Origin of the sequence: Chromobacterium subtsugae, assembly GCF_035919665.1 — a bacterium.
GTDB classification, from domain to species: Bacteria; Pseudomonadota; Gammaproteobacteria; order Burkholderiales; family Chromobacteriaceae; genus Chromobacterium; species Chromobacterium subtsugae.
This window is the reverse complement of sequence record NZ_CP142381.1, coordinates 1096403-1115437: the sequence shown is the minus strand read 5'-3', so window position 1 is coordinate 1115437 and position 19035 is coordinate 1096403. Positions and strand designations below refer to the sequence as shown.

The window sequence follows — 19035 nt, the reverse complement described above, 5'->3', positions numbered from 1 at the left end:
CGCCGCGCCGCATAGAAAAAGGGCTGCCGGATGGCAGCCCTTTTCTCTCGTCAAACCGTTTCGTTTCGAGCTAGCTTAGTACCAGTCTATGCCGGCCTTGGCGGTGGAAATCACCGTGCCGGCCTCGCCCTTGACGATCTTTTCGATGTCTTCCAGCGCGCCGATCACCGCCTTCTTGCCGGTCAGGCGGGCGAACTCGCAGGCGGCCTCCACCTTGGGGCCCATCGAGCCGGCGGCGAAGCCCAGCTTGTCCATCTCGTCCGGATGCGCATGGCGAATGGCCTTGGCTTCCGGCGTGCCCCAGCCGACGAACACGCTTTTCACGTCGGTGGCGATCACGAAGTAATCGGCGTCCACTTCGCGCGCCAACAGCGCGGAGGCCAGGTCCTTGTCTATCACCGCCTCCACGCCGACCAGCTTGTCGCCCTGGTACATGGTGGGTATGCCGCCGCCGCCGGCCGCGATCACCACCACGCCCTTCTCGATCAGCCACTTGATCGGCCGCATCTCGAAAATGCGCTTCGGTTTCGGGCTGGGCACCACGCGGCGGAAGTACTCGCCATCGGCCTTCACCGCCCAGCCCTTCTCCACCGCCAGCTTCTCGGCTTCGTCCTTGGAATACACCGGGCCGACGAACTTGGTCGGGTTCTTGAACGCCGGATCGTTGGCGTCCACTTCGGTCTGGGTCAGGATGGTGGCGATCGGCACTTCGAACGGCAGCACATTGCCCAGTTCCTGCTCCACCATGTAGCCGATCATGCCCTCGGTCTGTGCGCCAAGCACGTCCAGCGGATACGGCGTCACCTTGCCGTCCACGTGGCGCGCGTAGGCGTCGTTCTGCAGGCCCAACAGGCCCACTTGCGGCCCGTTGCCGTGGCACATCACCAGATTGTGGCCCAGCCGGGTGACGGCGGCCAGCTGCTCGGCGGCCACTTTGACGTTGGCGCGCTGGTTATCGGCGGTCATGGCTTCGCCACGACGCTGCAGGGCATTGCCGCCCAAGGCTACGACGACTCGCATATTCTGTTCCTCGGTCTTGCCGGGCCCGCCGCGCGTGGCGGCGAGCCGCGTTCTGAATGTGAAACCGGCCAGGGCTCCCGGTCAGGGAAGCCTTGGCCGGCGAAGTTGCTGCGGATGGCTAGCGCTGGATCATTCGCCCAGCGTGGCCACCAGGATGGCCTTGATGGTATGCATGCGGTTTTCCGCCTGCTCGAAGGCGATGCAAGCCTCGGACTCGAACACGTCCTCGGTCACCTCGATGCCATTGGCCAGCTCCGGATACTGCGCGGCGATTTCCTTGCCCACCTTGGTTTCGCTGTTGTGGTAGGCCGGCAGGCAGTGCATGAATTTCACCTGCGGGTTTTCCGCGGCGGCCATCAGCGCGCTGTTGACCTGGTACGGCTTCAGCAGGCGGATGCGCTCGGCCCACACTTCGGCCGGCTCGCCCATCGACACCCAGACGTCGGTGTGGATGAAATCGGTGCCCTTGACCGCGGCCTTGGCATCTTCGGTCAGCGTGATGCGGGCGCCGGTCTTGGCAGCGATTTCGCGGCATTCCGCCACCAGCTCGTCGGTCGGCCACAGGTGCTTGGGCGCGCCGATGCGCACGTCCATGCCCAGCTTGGCGCCGATCACCAGCAGCGAGTTGCCCATATTGTTGCGGGCGTCGCCAAGATAGGTGTAGCGGATCTGCGAGATCGGCTTGTCGCTGTTTTCCCACATGGTCAGCACGTCGGCCAGCATCTGGGTCGGATGCCATTCGTCGGTCAGGCCGTTGTACACCGGCACGCCGGCGAACTTGGCTAGCTCGTTTTCCACCATGTGCTGGTCGAAACCGCGGTATTCGATGGCGTCGTACATCCGGCCCAATACGCGGGCGGTGTCCTTCATCGATTCCTTGATGCCGATCTGCGAGCCGGACGGCCCGAGGTAGGTGACGTTGGCGCCTTGGTCGTAGCAAGCTACTTCAAAAGCGCAACGGGTGCGGGTGGAGGTCTTTTCGAAGATCAGGGCGATGTTCTTGCCCTTCAGGTGCTGCTGTTCGGTGCCGGAGTACTTGGCGCGTTTCAGGTCGCGGGCCAGGTCCAGCATGTAGCGGATCTCGCGCGGGGTGAAGTCCAGCATGCGAAGGAAGTTACGGTTGCGCAGATTGAAAGCCATGATGTTGCTCCTGATTAGAGTCTGGGCAAGCCGGCCGTCGCTCCCGGAGGAGCCGGCGGTCAACCTGTCGTATTACAAACAAACTAGATGCGGATTTCTTTTTCCGGCCGGACGCGCCGGCCGGGACAACAGCCTTACAGCTTCACTTCGTCGCGGATGATCGGGCAGGTCATGCAGTGGCCGCCGCCGCGGCCGCGGCCCAGTTCGGAAGCCGGAATCTCGATCACCTCCACGCCGTGCTCGCGCATCAGGCGGTTGGTGTAGGTGTTGCGGTCGTAGGCCACCACCACGCGGCGGTCCAGCGCCACCACGTTGTTGCCGTCGTCCCATTGCTCGCGTTCGCGCTGGTAGGCGTCGCCGCCGGTCTGGATCACGCGGATCTCCTTCAGCCCCAGAGCCTGGCGCACCACTTCCACCAGTTTCACGCCTTCATGGCGCTCGAAGCGGATCTCGCCCTCGCGGTCGCCGGCGTAGATGCTGGTGCAGGTGATTTCATCCACCACGTCCGGGAACACCGACAGCAGGTCGATGTCGAGGAAGCTGAACACGGTGTCCAGGTGCATCGCCGCGCGCGATTTCGGCATCTGGCAGGCGATCACGCGCTTGGCGCCGCCCTCGCGGTGCAGCACGCGCTTGGCCACTTGCACCACCGCCTGCGGGCTGGTGCGCTCGCCCATGCCGATCAGCACGGTGCCGTTGCCGATCGGCATCACGTCGCCGCCTTCCAGCGTGGCTGGGCCGTGATCGGAATCGCAACCGCCCCACCAGATGTTCACCTTGCCGGCGAAGTACGGATGGAACTGGTAGATCGATTGCAGGATCAGCGTTTCCTGGCGGCGCGCCGGCCAGTACATCGGGTTCAGCGTCACGCCTTCGTAGATCCAGCAAGACGGGTCGCGCTGGAACAGGCTGTTGGGGATAGGCGGAATCACGAATTCGGACTGGTCGAGATAGCCGCCGAACAGGCCTTTCGGGTCGAACGGCAGCTCGAACTTGGCGATGCCACCCACCAGGTGGTCGGCCAGCTGCGACGACGGCATCTCGTTCAGCCAGCTGCGCAGATCCTGCAGCATGCCGATGCCGACGTTGTCAGCCTTGACCTTGCGGTCCAGCACCCAGTTGCGGGCGGCCTTGTCGTCCAGCACCTTGGCCAGCGCGTCGTGCACTTCGATCACTTCGATGCCGCGGGCGCGCATCTGCTCCACCATGTAGGCGTGGTCACGCTGAGCGCGCTCCACCCAGATCACATCATCGAACAGCAGGTCGTGGCAGTTGTCCGGGGTCAGGCGCTTGTGGGCGAGGCCGGGACGGCACACCATCACGGTTCGCAGCTTGCCGCACTCGGAATGAACACCAAACTTGGTCATAACGATACTCCTTGAGTCTTGTTTGACTTCAGGGGCGGGCGATCCGCCCCCACGACTGGTTTCGAAATCTTTCGCTTACAGGCCGATCTTGCCGACGGCCAGCATGTAGGCCGCGATCACCGCCAGCACCACCACGATGGCGGCCAGCGCGGCTTCGATCAGGTTGAACGGCTTCTGGCCCTGCTCCTTCTTGGCCCACAGGTAGAACAGCAGGCCAGGGGCGTACAGCACCATCGACAGGAACAGGTATTTCGGACCGGCGGCGTAGATCAGCCAGCCGCCGTAGACGGTGGCCAGGATGGCGGTGCCCAGCTCCTTGCCGCGGCCCTCGCCTTGGGCATAGCCTTCGCCGCGTTGCGCCACCAGCCAGGAGTAGCCGGCGCACAGCAGGTAGGGAATCAGAATCATCGAGGTGGCCAGCGACAGCAGTGCCAGGTAGCCGGCCGAACTGAACAGCGTGATGATCAGGAACAGCTGGATCAGGCCGTTGGTCAGCCACAGCGAGGCGGCCGGCGTGTCGTTGCCGTTGACGGTGCCGAACACCTTGGGCATCACGCCGTCCTTGCCGGCGAGGTAGGGCGCTTCGGCGGCCAGCAGCGTCCAGGCCAGCAGCGCGCCGCCGACGGAGATCACCAGGCCCGCGTTCATCAGGTTGGCGCCGAAGGTGCCGAAGGCCTTCTGCAGCACGTAGGCGGTGGACGGGTTCTTCAGCGCGGCAAGCTCAGGCTGGGTCATCACGCCCAGCGACAGCACCGACACGGCGACCAACAGCGCGATGGTCAGCAGGAAGCCGATCACGGTGGCCTTGCCCACATCCTTCATGCTTTCGGCGCGGCCGGAGAACATCGAAGCGCCCTCGATGCCGATGAACACCCACACCGTCACCAGCATGGTGCTCTTCACCTGGTCGACGATGGAGCCGAGCTTGGCGTTGCCCCAGAAGTCCAGGCTGAAGGTATCGACCTTGAAGGCGAACACGATCAACAGAATGAACAGGGCCAAGGGCACCAGCTTGGCGATGGTGGTGATGGTGTTGATGAAGGCTGCGCCATGCACGCCGCGCAGCACCAGGAAGTGCAGGCACCACAGCAGCACCGAAGCGCAGGCGATGGCGGTGGGCGTATTGCCATCGCCGAAAGCCGGAATCCAGAAGGCCAGCGCCGAGAACATCACCACGAAGTAGGACACATTGCCTATCCAGGCGGAAATCCAGTAGCCCCAGGCCGAGTTGAAACCCATGTAGTCGCCGAAGCCGGCCTTGGCGTAACCATATACGCCGCCCGACACCTCAGGCTTGCGCGAGGCCAGCATCTGGAACACGAAGGCCAGCGCCAGCATGCCGACGAAGGTGATGGCCCAGCCTATCAAGATGGCGCCGGCGCCGGCGCCGGCCGCCATGTTCTGCGGCAGGGAGAAGATGCCCCCGCCTATCATCGAGCCAACGACCAGCGCCGTCAGCGCGCCCAGCTTCAGCCTGGGCGCGGCGCCTTCGGCCACACCGGCTTGGCTTGCAGTTTCTGTGGACATTTTCGTTCTCCGATCTGAGATGTGAAACCGAGCATTCCGTACTGTTTTATTATTAAATTCTTATCATCTGAAATAATGGTATACCCGTTAAAATCAGGCTTTCCAGGCATGTCGTGTATTCAGTTGACCTACATCAAGCGGGCTTTCCCGCGCCGCCCTCGACCTCATGCAGATGCGACCAGGCCTTACGACAAGGCGTCACGGCAACTTACCGAAAGGGGATGCCGGCGCTGGCGCCGCGGCCAGATTCAGCATAGCCGGAGGGGGGTGAAACGGAAGCCGGCATCGCCAACGCCATGACCTTGGACAAAAACTACAGAATTTCAGGCTGTATTGAAGTGAGGAACAGCGGAACAGGCGCGGCCTGTCAGGACAAATGCGATCGGCGCGGCGGCCAAATCATGCGTCCGCCATGCTTAGACAGACTCCCGGGCGGCGCGGAAAGTTCAGCCTGCGGGCGCAGCCTGGCGGCGGATAAAAAAAACGGATACGGCCCACCACCGTATCCGCCAACACACACATCAAGAGGAAATGCCAAACTGCAGGGATAAAACCTTACTTGCCGGGCTTGTTGATGTTCTTGAAGATCATCCACAGCGCGCCCAGCACCACCAGCATCGTCACTACGATAGTCAGCAGGCTCAAACGGCCCACGTCGTCAGACATCAACAGGGTCAGCAATTCCATGATTACTCCTCCCGGCCCGCGGCCTCAGCTCCTTGCTGACGACATATTACCCACTCAGCCATGTCGGAAATTGACCCACATCAAATGCCAGAACCCAGCCATTTGATGCAGAGCAAATAAAAAAGCCCTCGGCGGCGGCCGAGGGCTTTCTGTATGCAAATCAGTGTTTTATCTGTCTACTTGCCGCCATTCATGTCCTTGGACAGGAAGAAGGCGTCGGAGAAGAACTCGTCTTCCGGCAAACCGCGCTCGCGGGTGAAGCTGCCATGCGCCGCCTCCACCATCACCGGCGCGCCGCAGGCGTAAACCTGGTGGCCGGACAGGTCGGCGAAGTCTTCCAGCACCGCCTGGTGCACGAAGCCGGTGCGGCCGCTCCAGTTGTCTTCCGGCAGCGCCTCGGACAATACCGGGATGTAGCGGATGTGCGGGTGCGCCGCCTGCCAGCTCTCGGCCAGATCGGCCATGTAGAGGTCGGCCTTGCTGCGCGCGCCCCAGTAGAACAGCATCGGACGCTGGATGCCGTGATGGATCGCATGCTCGATGATGCCCTTCACCGGCGCGAAGCCGGTGCCGCTGGCGATGAAGACGATGGGTTTGTCCGACTCCTCGCGCAGGAAGAACGATCCCAGCGGGCCCTTGAAGCGCATGATCTCGCGCTCCTTCATCTGGCTGAACACGTAGTCGGAGAACGAGCCGCCGGGCTGGTGGCGGATATGCAGCTCAAGGAAGGCGTCGTCGTGCGGCGCGTTGGCGATGGAGAAGCTGCGCTTCTTGCCGTCCTTCATCAGGATGTCGATGTATTGGCCGGCGCGGAACTGCAGGCGCTCCGACACCGGCAGCTTCAGCTTCAGCACCGCCACGTCGTGGATCTTGTCCATCTTCTCCACGCGGCACGGCAGCGTCTTGATCTGGATGTCGCCGGCGCCGGTCACTTCGCGCACCTCGATGCTGACATCGCCCTGCGGCCGCGCGCAACAGAACAAGGCCATGCCCTGGGCGCGTTCGCCGGCCGACAGCGCCTTCTCCTGGAAGCCGTCCTGGCTCACTTCGCCTTCCACCACCTTGCCTTTGCAGGCGCCGCAGGCGCCGTCTCGACAACCGTACGGCAGGCCCACGCCCTGGCGCAGCGCGGCTTCTAGAATGGTTTCGTGCGCTTCCACACCGAATGCATGCCCGCTGGGGAGCACCTTCACCTGGCAAGTCATATCGTATCTCAATCCCGAATTCTGGCTAAAATGCACACCATGCGTACTTTGCTGATTATCGGCGCCGGCGATGTGGCCCGCCGCGCCCTGCCCTCTTTGCTCGCCCATTGGCGGGTGCTGGCGCTATGCCGCCACCCCGCCGCCGCCGAATCCTGGCGGGCGCTCGGTGCCCGGCCCATCCTCGGCGACCTCGACCGCGGCGACAGCCTGGCGCGGCTGGCCGGCATCGCCGACGCCGTGCTGCTGTGCGCGCCGCCGCCGCCATCCGGCGCGGAAGACCCGCGAATGCGCAAGTTATTGTACGCGCTGGCAAAAGGCGACAGCATACCACAGCGATTTGTCTATATCAGCACCAGCGGCGTTTACGGCAACGCCAACGGCATGCTGATAAATGAAACTGCGGCGCTGCTGCCACAAAGCGAGCGCGCCCGGCGCCGCGTCGACGCCGAGCGGCAATTGCGCCGCTTTGTTGGCCGCCACGGCGGCGCGCTGACGATATTGCGCGCGCCCGGCATCTACGCCGACGACAGGCTGCCGCTGGCGCGCTTCGCCAACGCTTCGCCGCTGATCGTCGACGCGGAGGACAGCTACAGCAACCACATCCACGCCGACGACCTGGCCAGCCTGTGCGCCGCCGCACTGCGCCGCCGCCAGGGCATCCGCGTCTACAACGCCTGCGACGACCTGCCGCTGCCGGTCAGCCGCTGGTACCGCCAGTTGGGCGCTACGCTCCAGCTGCCCAGCCTGCCCGAGCTGCCGCGCGCCGAAGTCCAGGCGCGGGTGACGCCGCAGCAGTGGTCGTTCCTCGCCGAATCGCGCCGGCTGGACAATCTGCGCATCAAACGGGAATTGGGCGTGCGGCTGCGCTGGCCCAGCGTGCTCGACTATCTGGCGGCGCTGGCCCAGGATGAGCCGCGCAAGGCGGCAATACTCGCAAGCCAGGCCAAGATTCGGTAACATCGCGGTTTTTTTGAGTTTTCAGCAGGCCAGCAAAATGGAAAATCCGGCTTTCAATCGCGCGATCCGCAGCTTTGTGCTGCGCCAGGGCCACCTGTCCGCAGGCCAGCAACGGGCTATGGACGAAGGCATGCCCAAGTGGGGCATAGCCTACCATCCGGAGACGATCGATCTGGAACAGGCCTTCGGCCGCGCCGCGCCCAAAATCCTGGAGATCGGCTTCGGCATGGGCGGCGCCACCGCCGAAATCGCCGCCGCCAACCCGGGCAACGACTATCTGGGCATTGAAGTGCATGGCCCCGGCGTAGGCAATCTGTGCAAATTGATCGCAGAGAAGGAATTGACCAACCTGCGGCTGATGCGCCACGACGCGGTGGAAGTGCTGGACAATATGCTGGCCGACGGCTGCCTGGACGGCGTGCACATCTTCTTTCCCGACCCTTGGCACAAAAAGCGCCACAACAAGCGCCGGCTGATCCAGGCGCCGCTGGTGGAAAAGCTGCTGCGCAAGCTGAAGCCGGGCGGCTATATCCATGCCGCCACCGACTGGGAAGACTACGCGATCCAGATTCTGGAAGTGATGAACAGCGTCGATGGCCTGGAAAACAGCGCCGACGGCTACGCGCCGCGGCCGGACTACCGTCCGCTGACCAAGTTCGAAGCCCGCGGCATCAAGCTTGGCCACGGCGTGTGGGATGTGATCTTCCGCCGCAAATAAGCCTCGCCCATCGCTCGCGGCCCGCCTTGGCGGGCCGTTTTCATATCGATCACCTCGCCAGCAAAGCCTTGATGTCGTCTACCAGCTCATGCGGCTCCACCGCCGGTTCGTAACGCTTCACCACCCGGCCGCGCGCGTCGATCAGGAATTTGGTGAAGTTCCACTTCACCGGATGCGGGTGGTCGGAGTCCGCCTGGGTTAGCCAGCGCCACAGCGGATCGGCGCCGGCGCCGTTGACTTCCAGCTTCGCCATCAGCGGAAAACTGACGCCGAAGCGGCTCTGGCAAAAAGCCAGGATCTCGTCGGCGCCGCCCGGCTCCTGGCCGCCGAATTGGTTGCAGGGAAAGCCGAGCACCGAGAATCCCTGGCCGGCGAAGAAATCCTGCAGCTCCTGCAAGCCGGCGTACTGGCGGGTGTAGCCGCATTCGCTGGCGGTATTGACCACCAGCAGCACTTGGCCGCGATACGCCGACAAGTCGCAGACGGTGCCGTCCGCGGCCCGCGTGGTGAAATCGTAGAACGTGGCCATCGCAACCTCCATCCCGTATAATGCCGCAGCCCGGAACGGCAACCGCCTGCGGCCCGACACCCCAGGCCCGGGCAGGCGGAAGCCCCGCCGCGCCCCAGTCAGTCACCCCCGAGGTTCATATCCATGCTGTTCAATCCCAGCCGCCAGGACGCCCGCCGCTTTTTCTTCGATACCTGGAGCAAGTCCAAATCCGGCCAGGCTTTGTCCGATCTGGAACAAATCGTCCTATCCATTCTTATAGACCACCCTGAGTATCATCCCATCCTGGAAAACCCGGAGGCCTTCCTGGAACAGGAGTGGACGCCGGACATGGGCGAGACCAATCCCTTCCTGCACCTGGGCCTGCACGTCGCCATCGCCGAGCAGCGCTCGATAGACCAGCCCTTCGGCATCCGCGCGCTGTACGCGCAGCTGGCGTTGCGCCACGGCGACGAGCACCGCGCCCAGCACGAAATCATGGAATGCCTGGGCGAGATGATCTGGCACGCCCAACGCTACGGCTGCGGCCCCGACGTCAACCGCTACATTTCCTGCGTGCGCGGCAAACTGGGCATGGGCGAGGAAGAACAGCCGCGGGTCAACCCCAACGATGTCCCTGACTAAGCCTGGCGCGGCCGACAAAAAAACACCGTGGAGGAGGACCGGCCACGGTGCAACAAGCGGGGCAACTCAAACAGCCACGGCTGTTCAAGCCTTCCCAACATAGTCAGAAAATCAAGCGATATCAAAATCTTTTTAAATAAAATCAATAAAATAGACACTGTCATCTCGAATAAAAGCCGGCTATCCCATCAGAAATAGCCAGCTTTTATCAATTCTGATTTTTCCTGCTTAAATATTCTCTTACACAATCCGATTGCGCGCCTCGCCGCGGACAAAGGCTTCGATATTCTCCGCCAGCTGCGCCGCCAGCCTGCGCATCGCTTCGGCGCTGGCCCAGCCCACATGCGGGGTGACGATCAGATTGGGCAGCCGCGCTTTCAACAGCGGATTGTCCGGCGCCGGCGGCTCGCTGCTCAGCACGTCGAAACCGGCGCCGCCCAGCTGGCCGTACTTCAGCGCCGCCACCAGATCCGCCTCGTCCACCAGGCCGCCGCGCGCGGTGTTGATCAGGATGGCGCCCGGCTTCATCGCCATCAGTTCCGCCTGCGCGATCATGCCGCGGGTTTCGTCGGTCAGCGGACAGTGCAGCGACACCACGTCCGCGCGCGCCAGCGCCGCGTCGAACGGCACCCGTCCTTCCCTGGCCAGGCCCGCGCCCTTGCGCTCGGCGAACAGCACCTCCATGCCGAAAGCGCGCGCCATCGCGGCCAGTTCGCCGCCTATGCCGCCCGAGCCGATGATGGCCAGCACCGCGCCGCGCATCTCGCGTATCGGCGCGCCGAAATGGCAAAACTGCTTGGCCTGGCTCCATACCCCGGCCGCCACGTCGCGCTGGTAGGCCGGCAGGTTTTTCATCAGCGCCAGCATCAGCGTCAGCGCATGCTCGGCCACGGTGTGGTCGCCGTAGTGGCGGACATTGCACACCGCGATGCCGCGCTCGCGGCAGGCCTCGACATCCACGTGGTTGTAGCCGGTGGCGGCGATGGCGACCAGCTTCAGCCCCGGCAGCCGCGCCAGCGCCTCGCGGCCGAGCGGCACTTTGTTGCTGATCAGCACTTCGGCGCCGGCGGCGTGCTCCAGCAGCTGCTCGGCGGCGGTGGCCGGATATTCGCGGTAATGGGCGGGGAAGCTGAAAACGGGAACCGGGACAGGCAGGCTGTCCCGGTCCAGAAATACAATGTTGCGAGAAGTCATTGCGCGGCGGTCATCGCTCGAAAGTGATCAAATCCCGATAAGCATGCCAGCTGGCCAGCGCCAGCACCGGCATGATGATGATCAGGCCCAGGTAATAGGTGGCGAAGCCCACCACCGTCATCGCCACAATGATAACGGCCCATAGCCCCATCGTCAGCACATTGCGGAACACCGCCTGCACGCTGGCTATCATCGCGGTGATGGTGTCCACTTCCTTGTCCAACAGCAGCGGGATCGACACCACGCTGACCGAGAACACGACCTGGGCGAACAGGAAGCCGACGGCGAAATAAGCGATCAGGAATTCCAGATTGTCCGGATTGAACGCGTCGGCGACGATCTCGTTGAGGTTGGGCAGCGCCGCGGTGTCGTAAAACAGCGCGAACATCAGCAGCGACACGCGGAACCAGCCGAACACCAGCACCGCCAACAGCACCGCGTACAGGCTGAAACCCGGCATGTTGACGCGCCAGGCCGCCATGCTGTGCAGCAGCTTCACCCGGCCGTGGCCATCAAAGGCCTCCATCTGCTTGGCGATGTCGTAGATGCCGATGGCGAGGAAGGGGCCGGCCAGCAGGAAGATGGTGGCGAAGGTGATCACCAGCTCCGGCGCCTGCTCGGCGTAAACGCCCAGCAAGTAGCCCATCAGCACGAACACCGCGCCGTAGAACAAGCAGTCGGCCGGCGCTTTCTGGAAGTCGCGGAATCCTTTCTTCAACCACACAAACGGCTGCGAAAACGCTACCCGGCGCGCGACTGGGCGCACAGGAGGGACTTCATGTTGAGTGACATCCATGGCATACCCCTTGCATCGCGTGGAAAGACAGAGACATGGCGCTCTGAATTTCGTTATATGCCACCCCGGGGAAAACACAAAGACGCCGCCGGACTGCTACAATCCGGCGATCAAACCCAATCACGCGCAAGGAAACGCCATGAGCGAACTGATCATCGAAGAACTGGTTGTCGGCGAAGGCGCCGAAGCGGTAGCCGGCCAGGAAGTCACCGTCCACTACACCGGCTGGCTGACCGACGGCACCAAATTCGACTCCAGCAAGGACCGCATGCAGCCGTTCAGCTTCCCGCTGGCCGCCGGCTACGTGATCAAGGGCTGGGACCAGGGCGTGCAAGGGATGAAAGTCGGCGGCAAGCGCAAGCTGACCATCCCGGCCGAACTGGGCTACGGCGCCCGCGGCGCCGGCGGCGTGATTCCGCCCAACGCCACCCTGGTGTTCGAAGTGGAACTGCTGCAGGTGGGCTGATCGTCCCCGTGGCTTAGCCCATGAAAAAGGCCATCTCGCGATGGCCTTTTTTGTTTCCCGGACGGCTATTTCTTCGCGCAGGACACCCGGCGGCGCTTCAGCCAGACCCCGCCCACCACCAGCAGCAGCAGCGCCACCGCGCCGAGAATGCCGGCCTGGCCGCGATGGACCATCGTCATCAGCCATTCGCGGTTGGCCGCGCCGTAATAACCGAGGTATACCCACACCGGCACCGAAATCAGCGCGGCGAAGCCGTCCATCAGCAGGAAACGCCAGTAAGGCACGCGCCGGGTCATGCCGGCAGTGATGAAGATGGGGGAGCGCAAGCCCGGCAGGAAGCGGGCGACGAACAGCACCCAGTTGCCGTACTTGGCGAACTTCTCCTGCACCGCCTCGAAACGCTCCTGGGTAAGGATGCGGGCGATCGGGCGGAATTTCAGCACCTTGTTGCCGAAGGTGCGGCCGGCCATGAACATGATGCCGTCGCCCACCAGCACGCCGGCCATGCCCACCAGGAACATGTAATGCACATTGGTATACCCCAGGCCGGAAATCACGCCGCCGGCCACCAAGGTAATGTCCTCTGGAATCGGCACGCCGAAACCGCAAACCAGCAACACCGCAAATACAGCCAGGTAGCCATAACCGGTGAAAAAGTCGAGAAGTATCTGCAGTGTATCCATTATTGTTCCGTCTGCCGGCAATCAAGTCATCACGACCAGGCGGCCGGCAGTTCGGCAAAAGTCCAAGAACGGGGGTGTATAATAGCACACCTCTAGTTCACGATTTCTTGACATGACACGCCCTATCCGGCTGGAGATTGACCTCTCCGCCATCCGCCACAATTTCCTGTTTACCCGCCAGCGCGCTCAAGCCAAGCGCCTGTTCGCCGTGGTCAAGGCCAATGCCTACGGCCACGGGATATTGGACACTGCAAAGGCGTTGGCCGACTTGGCCGACGGTTTTGCCCTGCTCAATATCGAAGACGCCGTCGCGCTGCGCGAAGCCGGCATCGATCGCCCCATCGCGCTGCTGGAAGGCCCGTTCGACGCCGCCGAAGCCGCCGCCATGGGCGAATATCGGCTCTGCGGCGCCGTGCACTCACTAGAACAGATGGCTTGGCTGGCCAAAGGTTCCGCCGCGCGGCCGGCGGAAGTCTGGCTGAAGATCAACAGCGGCATGAACCGGCTGGGCTTCCGCCCCGAGCAAGCCGGCGACGCGCTGGCCCGCTTGCGCGCCGAACCCGCCATCCGCCCCGCCGCCATCATGACCCACTTCGCCACCGCGGACGAAGCCTATGGCGTCGACGAGCAGTGGCGCGACTTCGCAACGCTGGCCCGCGACAGCGCCCTGCCGGTCAGCGCCGCCAACTCCGCCGCCCTGCTGCGCCATCCGCATACCCACGGCGACATCGGCCGCCCCGGCATCGTCCTGTACGGCGCTTCGCCGTTTGAGGACTCCACCGGCGCGGCGCTGGGCCTGCGGCCGGCGATGACGCTGTCGGCCGACATCATCGCCGTGCAGCAGCTGCGCAACGGCGACGCGGTCGGCTATGGCCGCCGTTTCGTCGCAGACCGCGACATGCGCATCGGCATCGTCGCCTGCGGCTATGCCGACGGCTATCCGCGCATCGCCGCCAACGGCACCCCGGTGGCGGTGGACGGCGCGGCCAGCGGCACGGTGGGCCGGGTGTCGATGGACATGCTGGCGGTGGATCTCAGCCATCTGCCGCAGGCCGGCGTCGGCAGCCGCGTCGAGCTGTGGGGGCCGCAAGCGCCGATCGAGCGCGTGGCCGCCGCCGCCGGCACCATCAGCTATGAGCTGATGTGCGCGGTGGCGGCACGGGTGCCGCGCAGCCTGCGCGCTTAAGGCATTCCGCCAGCAGCGGCCCCGCCAGCGCCCCGCAGGCGTGGGCCGACCACAATATCGGCAAGCCGCCGGCCCCCGGCTGCGGCCAGGTCCATTGCCAGGCCAGCCGCAACAGCAGCAGCGCCGCCAGCAAGCGCCCCGTCCAAACGGCCCGCCCTTGCCACGCCAATGCCGCCCACCAGCCGTACAGCACGCCGGACGCGCCCAGAAACGGCCCCGCGCCCGGCAGCAGCAGTTGCGCCCAGGCTATCGGCCACGGCAGCAGCAAGGCCAGCCAGCACAGCATTCGCGCCTGGCCCGCGCCGCCTATCCCGGCCAGCAGCAGCAGGCCAGCGCAGTTGAGCGCGGCATGCCGCCAATCGGCATGCACCCAGCTGCCGCTCCAGGCGCGCCACCACTCTTCGCTCAACGCCGGATCGAAACGCCAGCGCCGCGCCGCCGCGCCCAGCGGCAGGCATAGCGGCAACAAGGCCGGCAGCAGGCTGGACGGCAATCTCACCGCCGCCGTCGGACAGCCAGCAGGCCGCCCAGTCCCAGCAAGGCCAGCAGCAGCGGATCGGCGGCCGCTACGCTGCCGGCGGCCCCCGCCGGGCTCGCCGGCGATGGCGGCAACGATGGATCCTGCCGCTGCGGCGCGCCCGCGGCAGCCTGCAGGTCGACATACGAGGGATCGTGGTCGGACGAGCGGTAGGCATCGGTGGCGTAATAGTTTTGTTGTTGCGCGGCCGATTTGAACTCGCTGCCGTATTCCAGGACGCCGGGTTCGTCGGCGTTGACATGCCACTCCCCCGCCCGGCTCACCCATTGCCCCAGCGTCGCGTCGGCCAGCACGTGATCGAGATTGCCGGACTCGCCGCCGTAGACATAGGAATAGGCGTCGGGCTGGAAACGCGCCAGCTGGTTGGCTAGCCCGCCCTGCTCCAGAATCCGGATCGGGTCTTCCTTGGCGTAGGCGTTCATGTCTCCCATCACCAGCAAGCCGGACTGCGGCCCCTGCGCGCGCGCCTGCGCCCATTTCAGCAGATCGCGCGCCGCCTGCGAGCGGGTGAGGTTGCAATTGCCCTGGCCGTCGCCCAGATCGATATCGGCCACGCCGTCCACCTGGCTGTCGGCGCAGCTGCTGCCCTTGGATTTCAGATGATTCACCGCCAGCGTCAGCTTTCTGCCGTCGCCCAGCGCGAAAGTCTGCGCCAGCATCGGCCGATTGCGCGCTGGGTCGCCCACCGCCACCACCTCGGCCGCGCCTTGCGGGCTCAGCCGCGCCGGCCGGTACAGCATGCCGGGCGAGATGGCGTCGCTGCCTATCCTCTCCGCGCCGGGAGCGGCGAAGCGGTACTGCTTGTCCGCAGGCTGGCCATCGTTCAGCGCCGCCGCCAGTTCCTGGATCGCCGACTGCGGACCGAAACCGTCATTCTCTATCTCCATCAACCCCACCGCGTCGGCGTCCAGCGCGCGGATGGCGCTGACGATCTTGGCTTTCTGCCGCAGGAAATCGGCGCGGGTCTTCGCGCCGCGCGCGGTGGGAAAGCCGCCGCCCAGTCCGTCGCCGTTGAAGAAGTTGAGCACATTGAAGCTGGCGAGCCGCAATTGGCCCGCCAGCCGGGCCGGCGCCGCCGGGCGCGGATTGGCGGCCACTACGCGCGGCAAGTCCAAGGGCTGGATGCGGTAGCCGCCGTTGCTGAAGGACACCACGCCGGTCAAGCCGTCCAGACGGTCGCCCACCCGCAGCGTGTGGGCCGCGGACAGACCGCCCGGGCCGGGCAGCCAGGCGTCGGCGTTCTGCCAGGTTTTGCCATCGTCCAGCAGCAGCCGGTCGCGCAGATTGGCCGCGCGCAGCGCCTGGGCCGCGGCGCTGCCCGGCGGATGCAGCTGGGTCGGCAGCCATTGCCGCGACTGGCTGGACAGCATCAGTTCGCCGTAGCGGCCGTAGTTGTAGCTGTCAGCCACGTACAGCGGCTGCTCTAAAGCCACCGCCATGCCGGCCAGCGCCTCCAGCTGAGCCGGATCCCCGCTCAGCGGCAGGCGCAGCGGCGTCAACGCGAGCGCGCCTTGCGCGCCGCAGGCTTGCACGTCGGCGGCCGCCGCCGGCTGCAGCTGCGTTTCGCTGCCGGCGTCGCCCTTGCGGGCGAACTCCACCACCTTGCCGCGCACGCCGACCACATCGCCGCGCCTCAGCACCGGCACCGCCAGCTTGCCGGTGTAGACATAGATGCCTTCCGAGGTGGCCGGGTCCTGATCCTGGTTTTGCGGCGCTTCCTGCATGAAGAAGCCCACCGGGCCGTCCTTGCCGTAGAGCAGGCCGCTGACCACGCCCTGCGCGACAACGGTCTGACCCTGCAGCGGACTGGCGGCGCCCGCGCCCTGGATCTGGTGGATGCGTTGCGTCGCGGCCGTCGAACAGGCCGCGCCGGCCGGCAGGCTGGCCGCGGCCAGCAACAAAGCCAACCCGCCGCGCGCGGGTTGGCTGGTGAACAATCGCTTCATTTTTATAGGTCATCCCGAGTGAAGGAGCGGCAATTCTAGCCGCCACGATATGACATTAGGATTTAATCCTGCTAAAAATGAAGGGATTTACAAAAAAAATGCCAACCCGGACAGGTTGGCATTACACGAGAAAACGGCGGCTCGGACCGTCAGGCCACCCGTTCGATCGCCTGCGCGATGGCGCGCGCCCAGTTGTCAGCCAGCGACTTGTCGTCGGCCTCCACCATCACCCGCACCACCGGTTCGGTGCCGGACGGACGCAGCACCACGCGGCCGCGGCCCTGCAGCGCCGCCTCGGCCTCGGCCAGCGGCGCCGCCGCCGCCTGCTTCCAGTCGCAGCCGTTGTGGCGCACATTGATCAGCGTCTGCGGAAACGGCTGCCAGTCGCTGCAGATTTCCGCCAGGCCAAGGCCCAGCTGCTTGACGCTGGCCAGCACCTGCAGGCTGGAGATGATGCCGTCGCCGGTGCTGTGCTTGTCCAGGCACAGGATGTGGCCGGACGCCTCGCCGCCCACCTGCCAGCCATCGCCATGCAGCATTTCCAGCACGTAGCGGTCGCCGACCTTGGCGCGGCCGAAGGGCACGCCCTGCTTTTGCAGCGCCAGCTCCATCGCCAGATTGGTCATCACGGTGCCGACCACGCCGCCTTTCAGTTCGCCCTTCGCCGCGCGCGCCTTGGCGATCACGTAGATCAGCTGGTCGCCGTCGTAGACGCGGCCGGCGGCGTCCACCATGATCAGGCGGTCGCCGTCGCCGTCCAGCGCGATGCCGAAGTCGGCATGGTGTTCCAGCACCGCCAGCTGCAGGATTTTGGGATAGGTGGCGCCCACCTTGTCGTTGATGTTGTAGCCATTGGGTTCGCAGCCGATTTCCACCAATTCGGCGCCCAGCTCGTGGAACACCTTGGGCGCGATGTGGTAGGTGGCGCCGTTGGCGCAGTCCACCACCAGCTTCAGGCCCTTCAGGCTGAGCTCATTGGGGAAGGTGCTCTTGCAGAACTCGATGTAGCGCTCGGCGGCGCCGTCGATGCGGCGGGCGCGGCCCAGCTCCTGCGACGGATTGGTCGCCATCGGCTGCTCCAGCATCGCTTCGATCTCCAGCTCCAGCGCGTCATCCAGCTTGTTGCCGCCTTCGGCGAAGAACTTGATGCCGTTATCCTGGAACGGATTATGCGAGGCCGAAATCACCACGCCGGCTTCCAGCCGCAACGCGCGGGTCAGATAGGCGATGCCGGGCGTCGGCAGCGGGCCGGTCAGCAGCACATTGACGCCGGCGGCGGTGAAGCCCGCCTGCAGCGCGGCCTCCAACATGTAGCCGGAGATGCGGGTATCTTTGCCGATCAGCACGGTGGGACGGCTGTCCCGGTCGTGGTTGACCAGCACGCGGCCGGCGGCGTAACCGAGCTTCATCACGAATTCCGGGTTGATCGGAAACTTGCCGACCTCGCCACGCACGCCATCGGTGCCAAAGTATTTGCGACTCATCAGTGTTCTCTATCGTCGATTGAATGCCGGGTCGATGTCGGATCCCGGACAAAACCTGCGCCATTTTGCCATCAGCGCGGGGACAAAAACCAGTTTCAGATCAAGATTCCCGCAAGGCTTGCCATAATTGCAGCGCCTGGCGGGTAGCCTTGACGTCGTGCGCGCGGATCACCGCCGCGCCGCGCCGCGCCGATTCCAGCGCCGCCGCCACGCTGGCGCCCAGGCGCTCGGCCGGCGTTTCCTCGCCGGTGATCGCGCCCAGCATGGACTTGCGCGACAGACCCACCAACTGCGGCACGCCGGCGATGCGCTCGATCTCGTCCAGCCGCTTGAGCAGCGCCAGGTTGTGCGCCAGCGTCTTGCCGAAGCCGAAGCCCGGATCCACCAGCAGCCGTTCGCGGGCGATGCCGGCGTCCAGGCACAGCTGGACGCGGCGCTGCAGATAGCCTGCCACCTCGGCCACCACGTCTTCGTATGCCGGCTTGTCCTGCATGCTGTCCGGATTGCCCTGCTTGTGCATCAGGCAGATGGCCGCCTGGCTGCCCGCCGCCAGCGCCAAGGCGCCTTCGTCCTCCAGCGCCGACACGTCGTTGATCAGGTCCACCGCGTCCAATGCGATCGCCTCGCGCATCACCGCCGCGCGGCGGGTATCCAGCGACAGCGGCGCGCCGATGCCGCGCAGCTGCTCCAGCACCGGCAGCACCCGATCCATCTCTTCTTCCGGGCTGACGAAAGGCGCGCCGGGGCGGGTGGATTCGCCGCCGATGTCCAGAATGTCCGCGCCTTCGGCCAGCATCGCCTCGGCTCTGGCCAGCGCGGCGTCGACGCGGCTGAAGCGGCCGCCGTCGGAAAACGAGTCCGGCGTGACGTTGAGGATGCCCATCAGCAGCGGGCGCGACAGATCGAGCGTGAAACGCCCGCACAGCAAAGTTTTCATGTCACTCTCTAATCAAGGCGCGGCCAGCGTCGTTTGGCGGCTGACGCAAGCG

At 64.9% G+C, this 19035-nt stretch carries 19 protein-coding genes; 5 read left to right on the top strand and 14 right to left on the bottom strand.

Features of this window, described 5'->3' with window-relative positions:
• Nucleotides 1–75: 75 nt before the first annotated feature.
• The 6 genes from arcC to U6115_RS05350 all read right to left on the bottom strand — a co-directional run bounded on the left by arcC (nt 76) and on the right by U6115_RS05350 (nt 6946).
• The gene (gene arcC / locus U6115_RS05375) at nt 76–1020 is read right to left on the bottom strand and encodes a carbamate kinase (protein WP_043578724.1); all 945 of its coding nucleotides are present in this window, start codon (nt 1018–1020) and stop codon (nt 76–78) included.
• Nucleotides 1021–1149: 129 nt separating this feature from the next.
• Nucleotides 1150–2160, bottom strand: coding sequence for an ornithine carbamoyltransferase (locus U6115_RS05370; RefSeq protein ID WP_043578722.1), 1011 nt, complete (start codon nt 2158–2160; stop codon nt 1150–1152).
• A 134-nt stretch (nt 2161–2294) separates the two neighbouring features.
• On the bottom strand, nt 2295–3527 hold the full coding sequence (locus U6115_RS05365; RefSeq protein ID WP_043578720.1) for an arginine deiminase: 1233 nt from the start codon (nt 3525–3527) through the stop codon (nt 2295–2297).
• A 75-nt stretch (nt 3528–3602) separates the two neighbouring features.
• A complete protein-coding gene (arcD, locus tag U6115_RS05360) occupies nt 3603–5054 on the bottom strand; it encodes an arginine-ornithine antiporter (RefSeq protein WP_043578718.1) in 1452 nt (483 codons plus the stop codon).
• A 555-nt stretch (nt 5055–5609) separates the two neighbouring features.
• Nucleotides 5610–5741: a DUF3149 domain-containing protein gene (locus tag U6115_RS05355; protein ID WP_080509377.1), complete on the bottom strand. Its 132-nt coding sequence runs from the start codon at nt 5739–5741 to the stop codon at nt 5610–5612.
• A gap of 176 nt (nt 5742–5917) precedes the next feature.
• Nucleotides 5918–6946, bottom strand: a complete 1029-nt coding sequence (locus U6115_RS05350; protein WP_043578715.1) for a CDP-6-deoxy-delta-3,4-glucoseen reductase — start codon at nt 6944–6946, stop codon at nt 5918–5920.
• Between the two features lie 39 nt (nt 6947–6985).
• On the opposite strand from U6115_RS05350, the gene U6115_RS05345 reads away from it, so the two are divergent.
• Nucleotides 6986–7903, top strand: a complete 918-nt coding sequence (locus U6115_RS05345; RefSeq protein ID WP_043578829.1) for an SDR family oxidoreductase — start codon at nt 6986–6988, stop codon at nt 7901–7903.
• A 37-nt stretch (nt 7904–7940) separates the two neighbouring features.
• Nucleotides 7941–8621 carry a tRNA (guanosine(46)-N7)-methyltransferase TrmB gene (gene trmB / locus U6115_RS05340; RefSeq protein ID WP_043578712.1) on the top strand — a complete coding sequence of 227 codons (681 nt, stop codon included), beginning with the start codon at nt 7941–7943 and terminating at the stop codon, nt 8619–8621.
• A gap of 49 nt (nt 8622–8670) precedes the next feature.
• Here trmB and U6115_RS05335 read toward each other — a convergent pair whose 3' ends face one another.
• Nucleotides 8671–9150 carry a glutathione peroxidase gene (locus U6115_RS05335; protein ID WP_043578709.1) on the bottom strand — a complete coding sequence of 160 codons (480 nt, stop codon included), beginning with the start codon at nt 9148–9150 and terminating at the stop codon, nt 8671–8673.
• A 123-nt stretch (nt 9151–9273) separates the two neighbouring features.
• Between U6115_RS05335 and U6115_RS05330 the strand changes: the two genes are divergently transcribed.
• Complete coding sequence (locus U6115_RS05330; RefSeq protein WP_174459581.1) at nt 9274–9753, top strand: DUF1841 family protein; 480 nt, start codon at nt 9274–9276, stop codon at nt 9751–9753.
• A 240-nt stretch (nt 9754–9993) separates the two neighbouring features.
• Here the strand turns inward: U6115_RS05330 and U6115_RS05325 are convergent, their stop codons facing one another.
• Both U6115_RS05325 and U6115_RS05320 read right to left on the bottom strand, forming a co-directional pair.
• Nucleotides 9994–10947: a D-2-hydroxyacid dehydrogenase gene (locus U6115_RS05325; protein ID WP_043578699.1), complete on the bottom strand. Its 954-nt coding sequence runs from the start codon at nt 10945–10947 to the stop codon at nt 9994–9996.
• Nucleotides 10948–10957: 10 nt separating this feature from the next.
• Nucleotides 10958–11671 carry a DUF2189 domain-containing protein gene (locus U6115_RS05320; protein WP_230623415.1) on the bottom strand — a complete coding sequence of 238 codons (714 nt, stop codon included), beginning with the start codon at nt 11669–11671 and terminating at the stop codon, nt 10958–10960.
• A 211-nt stretch (nt 11672–11882) separates the two neighbouring features.
• Here U6115_RS05320 and U6115_RS05315 point away from each other — a divergent pair, with 211 nt between their 5' ends.
• Complete coding sequence (locus U6115_RS05315; protein ID WP_043578692.1) at nt 11883–12209, top strand: FKBP-type peptidyl-prolyl cis-trans isomerase; 327 nt, start codon at nt 11883–11885, stop codon at nt 12207–12209.
• Between the two features lie 65 nt (nt 12210–12274).
• On the opposite strand, the gene U6115_RS05310 is transcribed toward U6115_RS05315, so the two are convergent.
• Complete coding sequence (locus U6115_RS05310; RefSeq protein WP_043578689.1) at nt 12275–12892, bottom strand: DedA family protein; 618 nt, start codon at nt 12890–12892, stop codon at nt 12275–12277.
• A 112-nt stretch (nt 12893–13004) separates the two neighbouring features.
• Between U6115_RS05310 and alr the strand changes: the two genes are divergently transcribed.
• Nucleotides 13005–14078 (top strand): alanine racemase, encoded by a 1074-nt coding sequence (alr, locus tag U6115_RS05305; RefSeq protein WP_043578686.1) that lies wholly within the window; start codon nt 13005–13007, stop codon nt 14076–14078.
• On the opposite strand, the gene U6115_RS05300 is transcribed toward alr, so the two are convergent.
• The 4 genes from U6115_RS05300 to folP form a co-directional block, all read right to left on the bottom strand.
• On the bottom strand, nt 14020–14577 hold the full coding sequence (locus tag U6115_RS05300) for a rhomboid family intramembrane serine protease (protein WP_160309801.1): 558 nt from the start codon (nt 14575–14577) through the stop codon (nt 14020–14022). The genes alr and U6115_RS05300 overlap by 59 nt on opposite strands.
• Nucleotides 14574–16562 carry an ExeM/NucH family extracellular endonuclease gene (locus U6115_RS05295; RefSeq protein WP_080770298.1) on the bottom strand — a complete coding sequence of 663 codons (1989 nt, stop codon included), beginning with the start codon at nt 16560–16562 and terminating at the stop codon, nt 14574–14576. The genes U6115_RS05300 and U6115_RS05295 overlap by 4 nt, the downstream gene beginning before the upstream one ends.
• 149 nt (nt 16563–16711) lie before the next feature.
• Nucleotides 16712–18046 (bottom strand): phosphoglucosamine mutase, encoded by a 1335-nt coding sequence (gene glmM / locus U6115_RS05290; protein WP_043578681.1) that lies wholly within the window; start codon nt 18044–18046, stop codon nt 16712–16714.
• 100 nt (nt 18047–18146) lie between these two features.
• A complete protein-coding gene (gene folP, locus U6115_RS05285; RefSeq protein ID WP_043578678.1) occupies nt 18147–18983 on the bottom strand; it encodes a dihydropteroate synthase in 837 nt (278 codons plus the stop codon).
• Between the last annotated feature and the right edge of the window lie 52 nt (nt 18984–19035).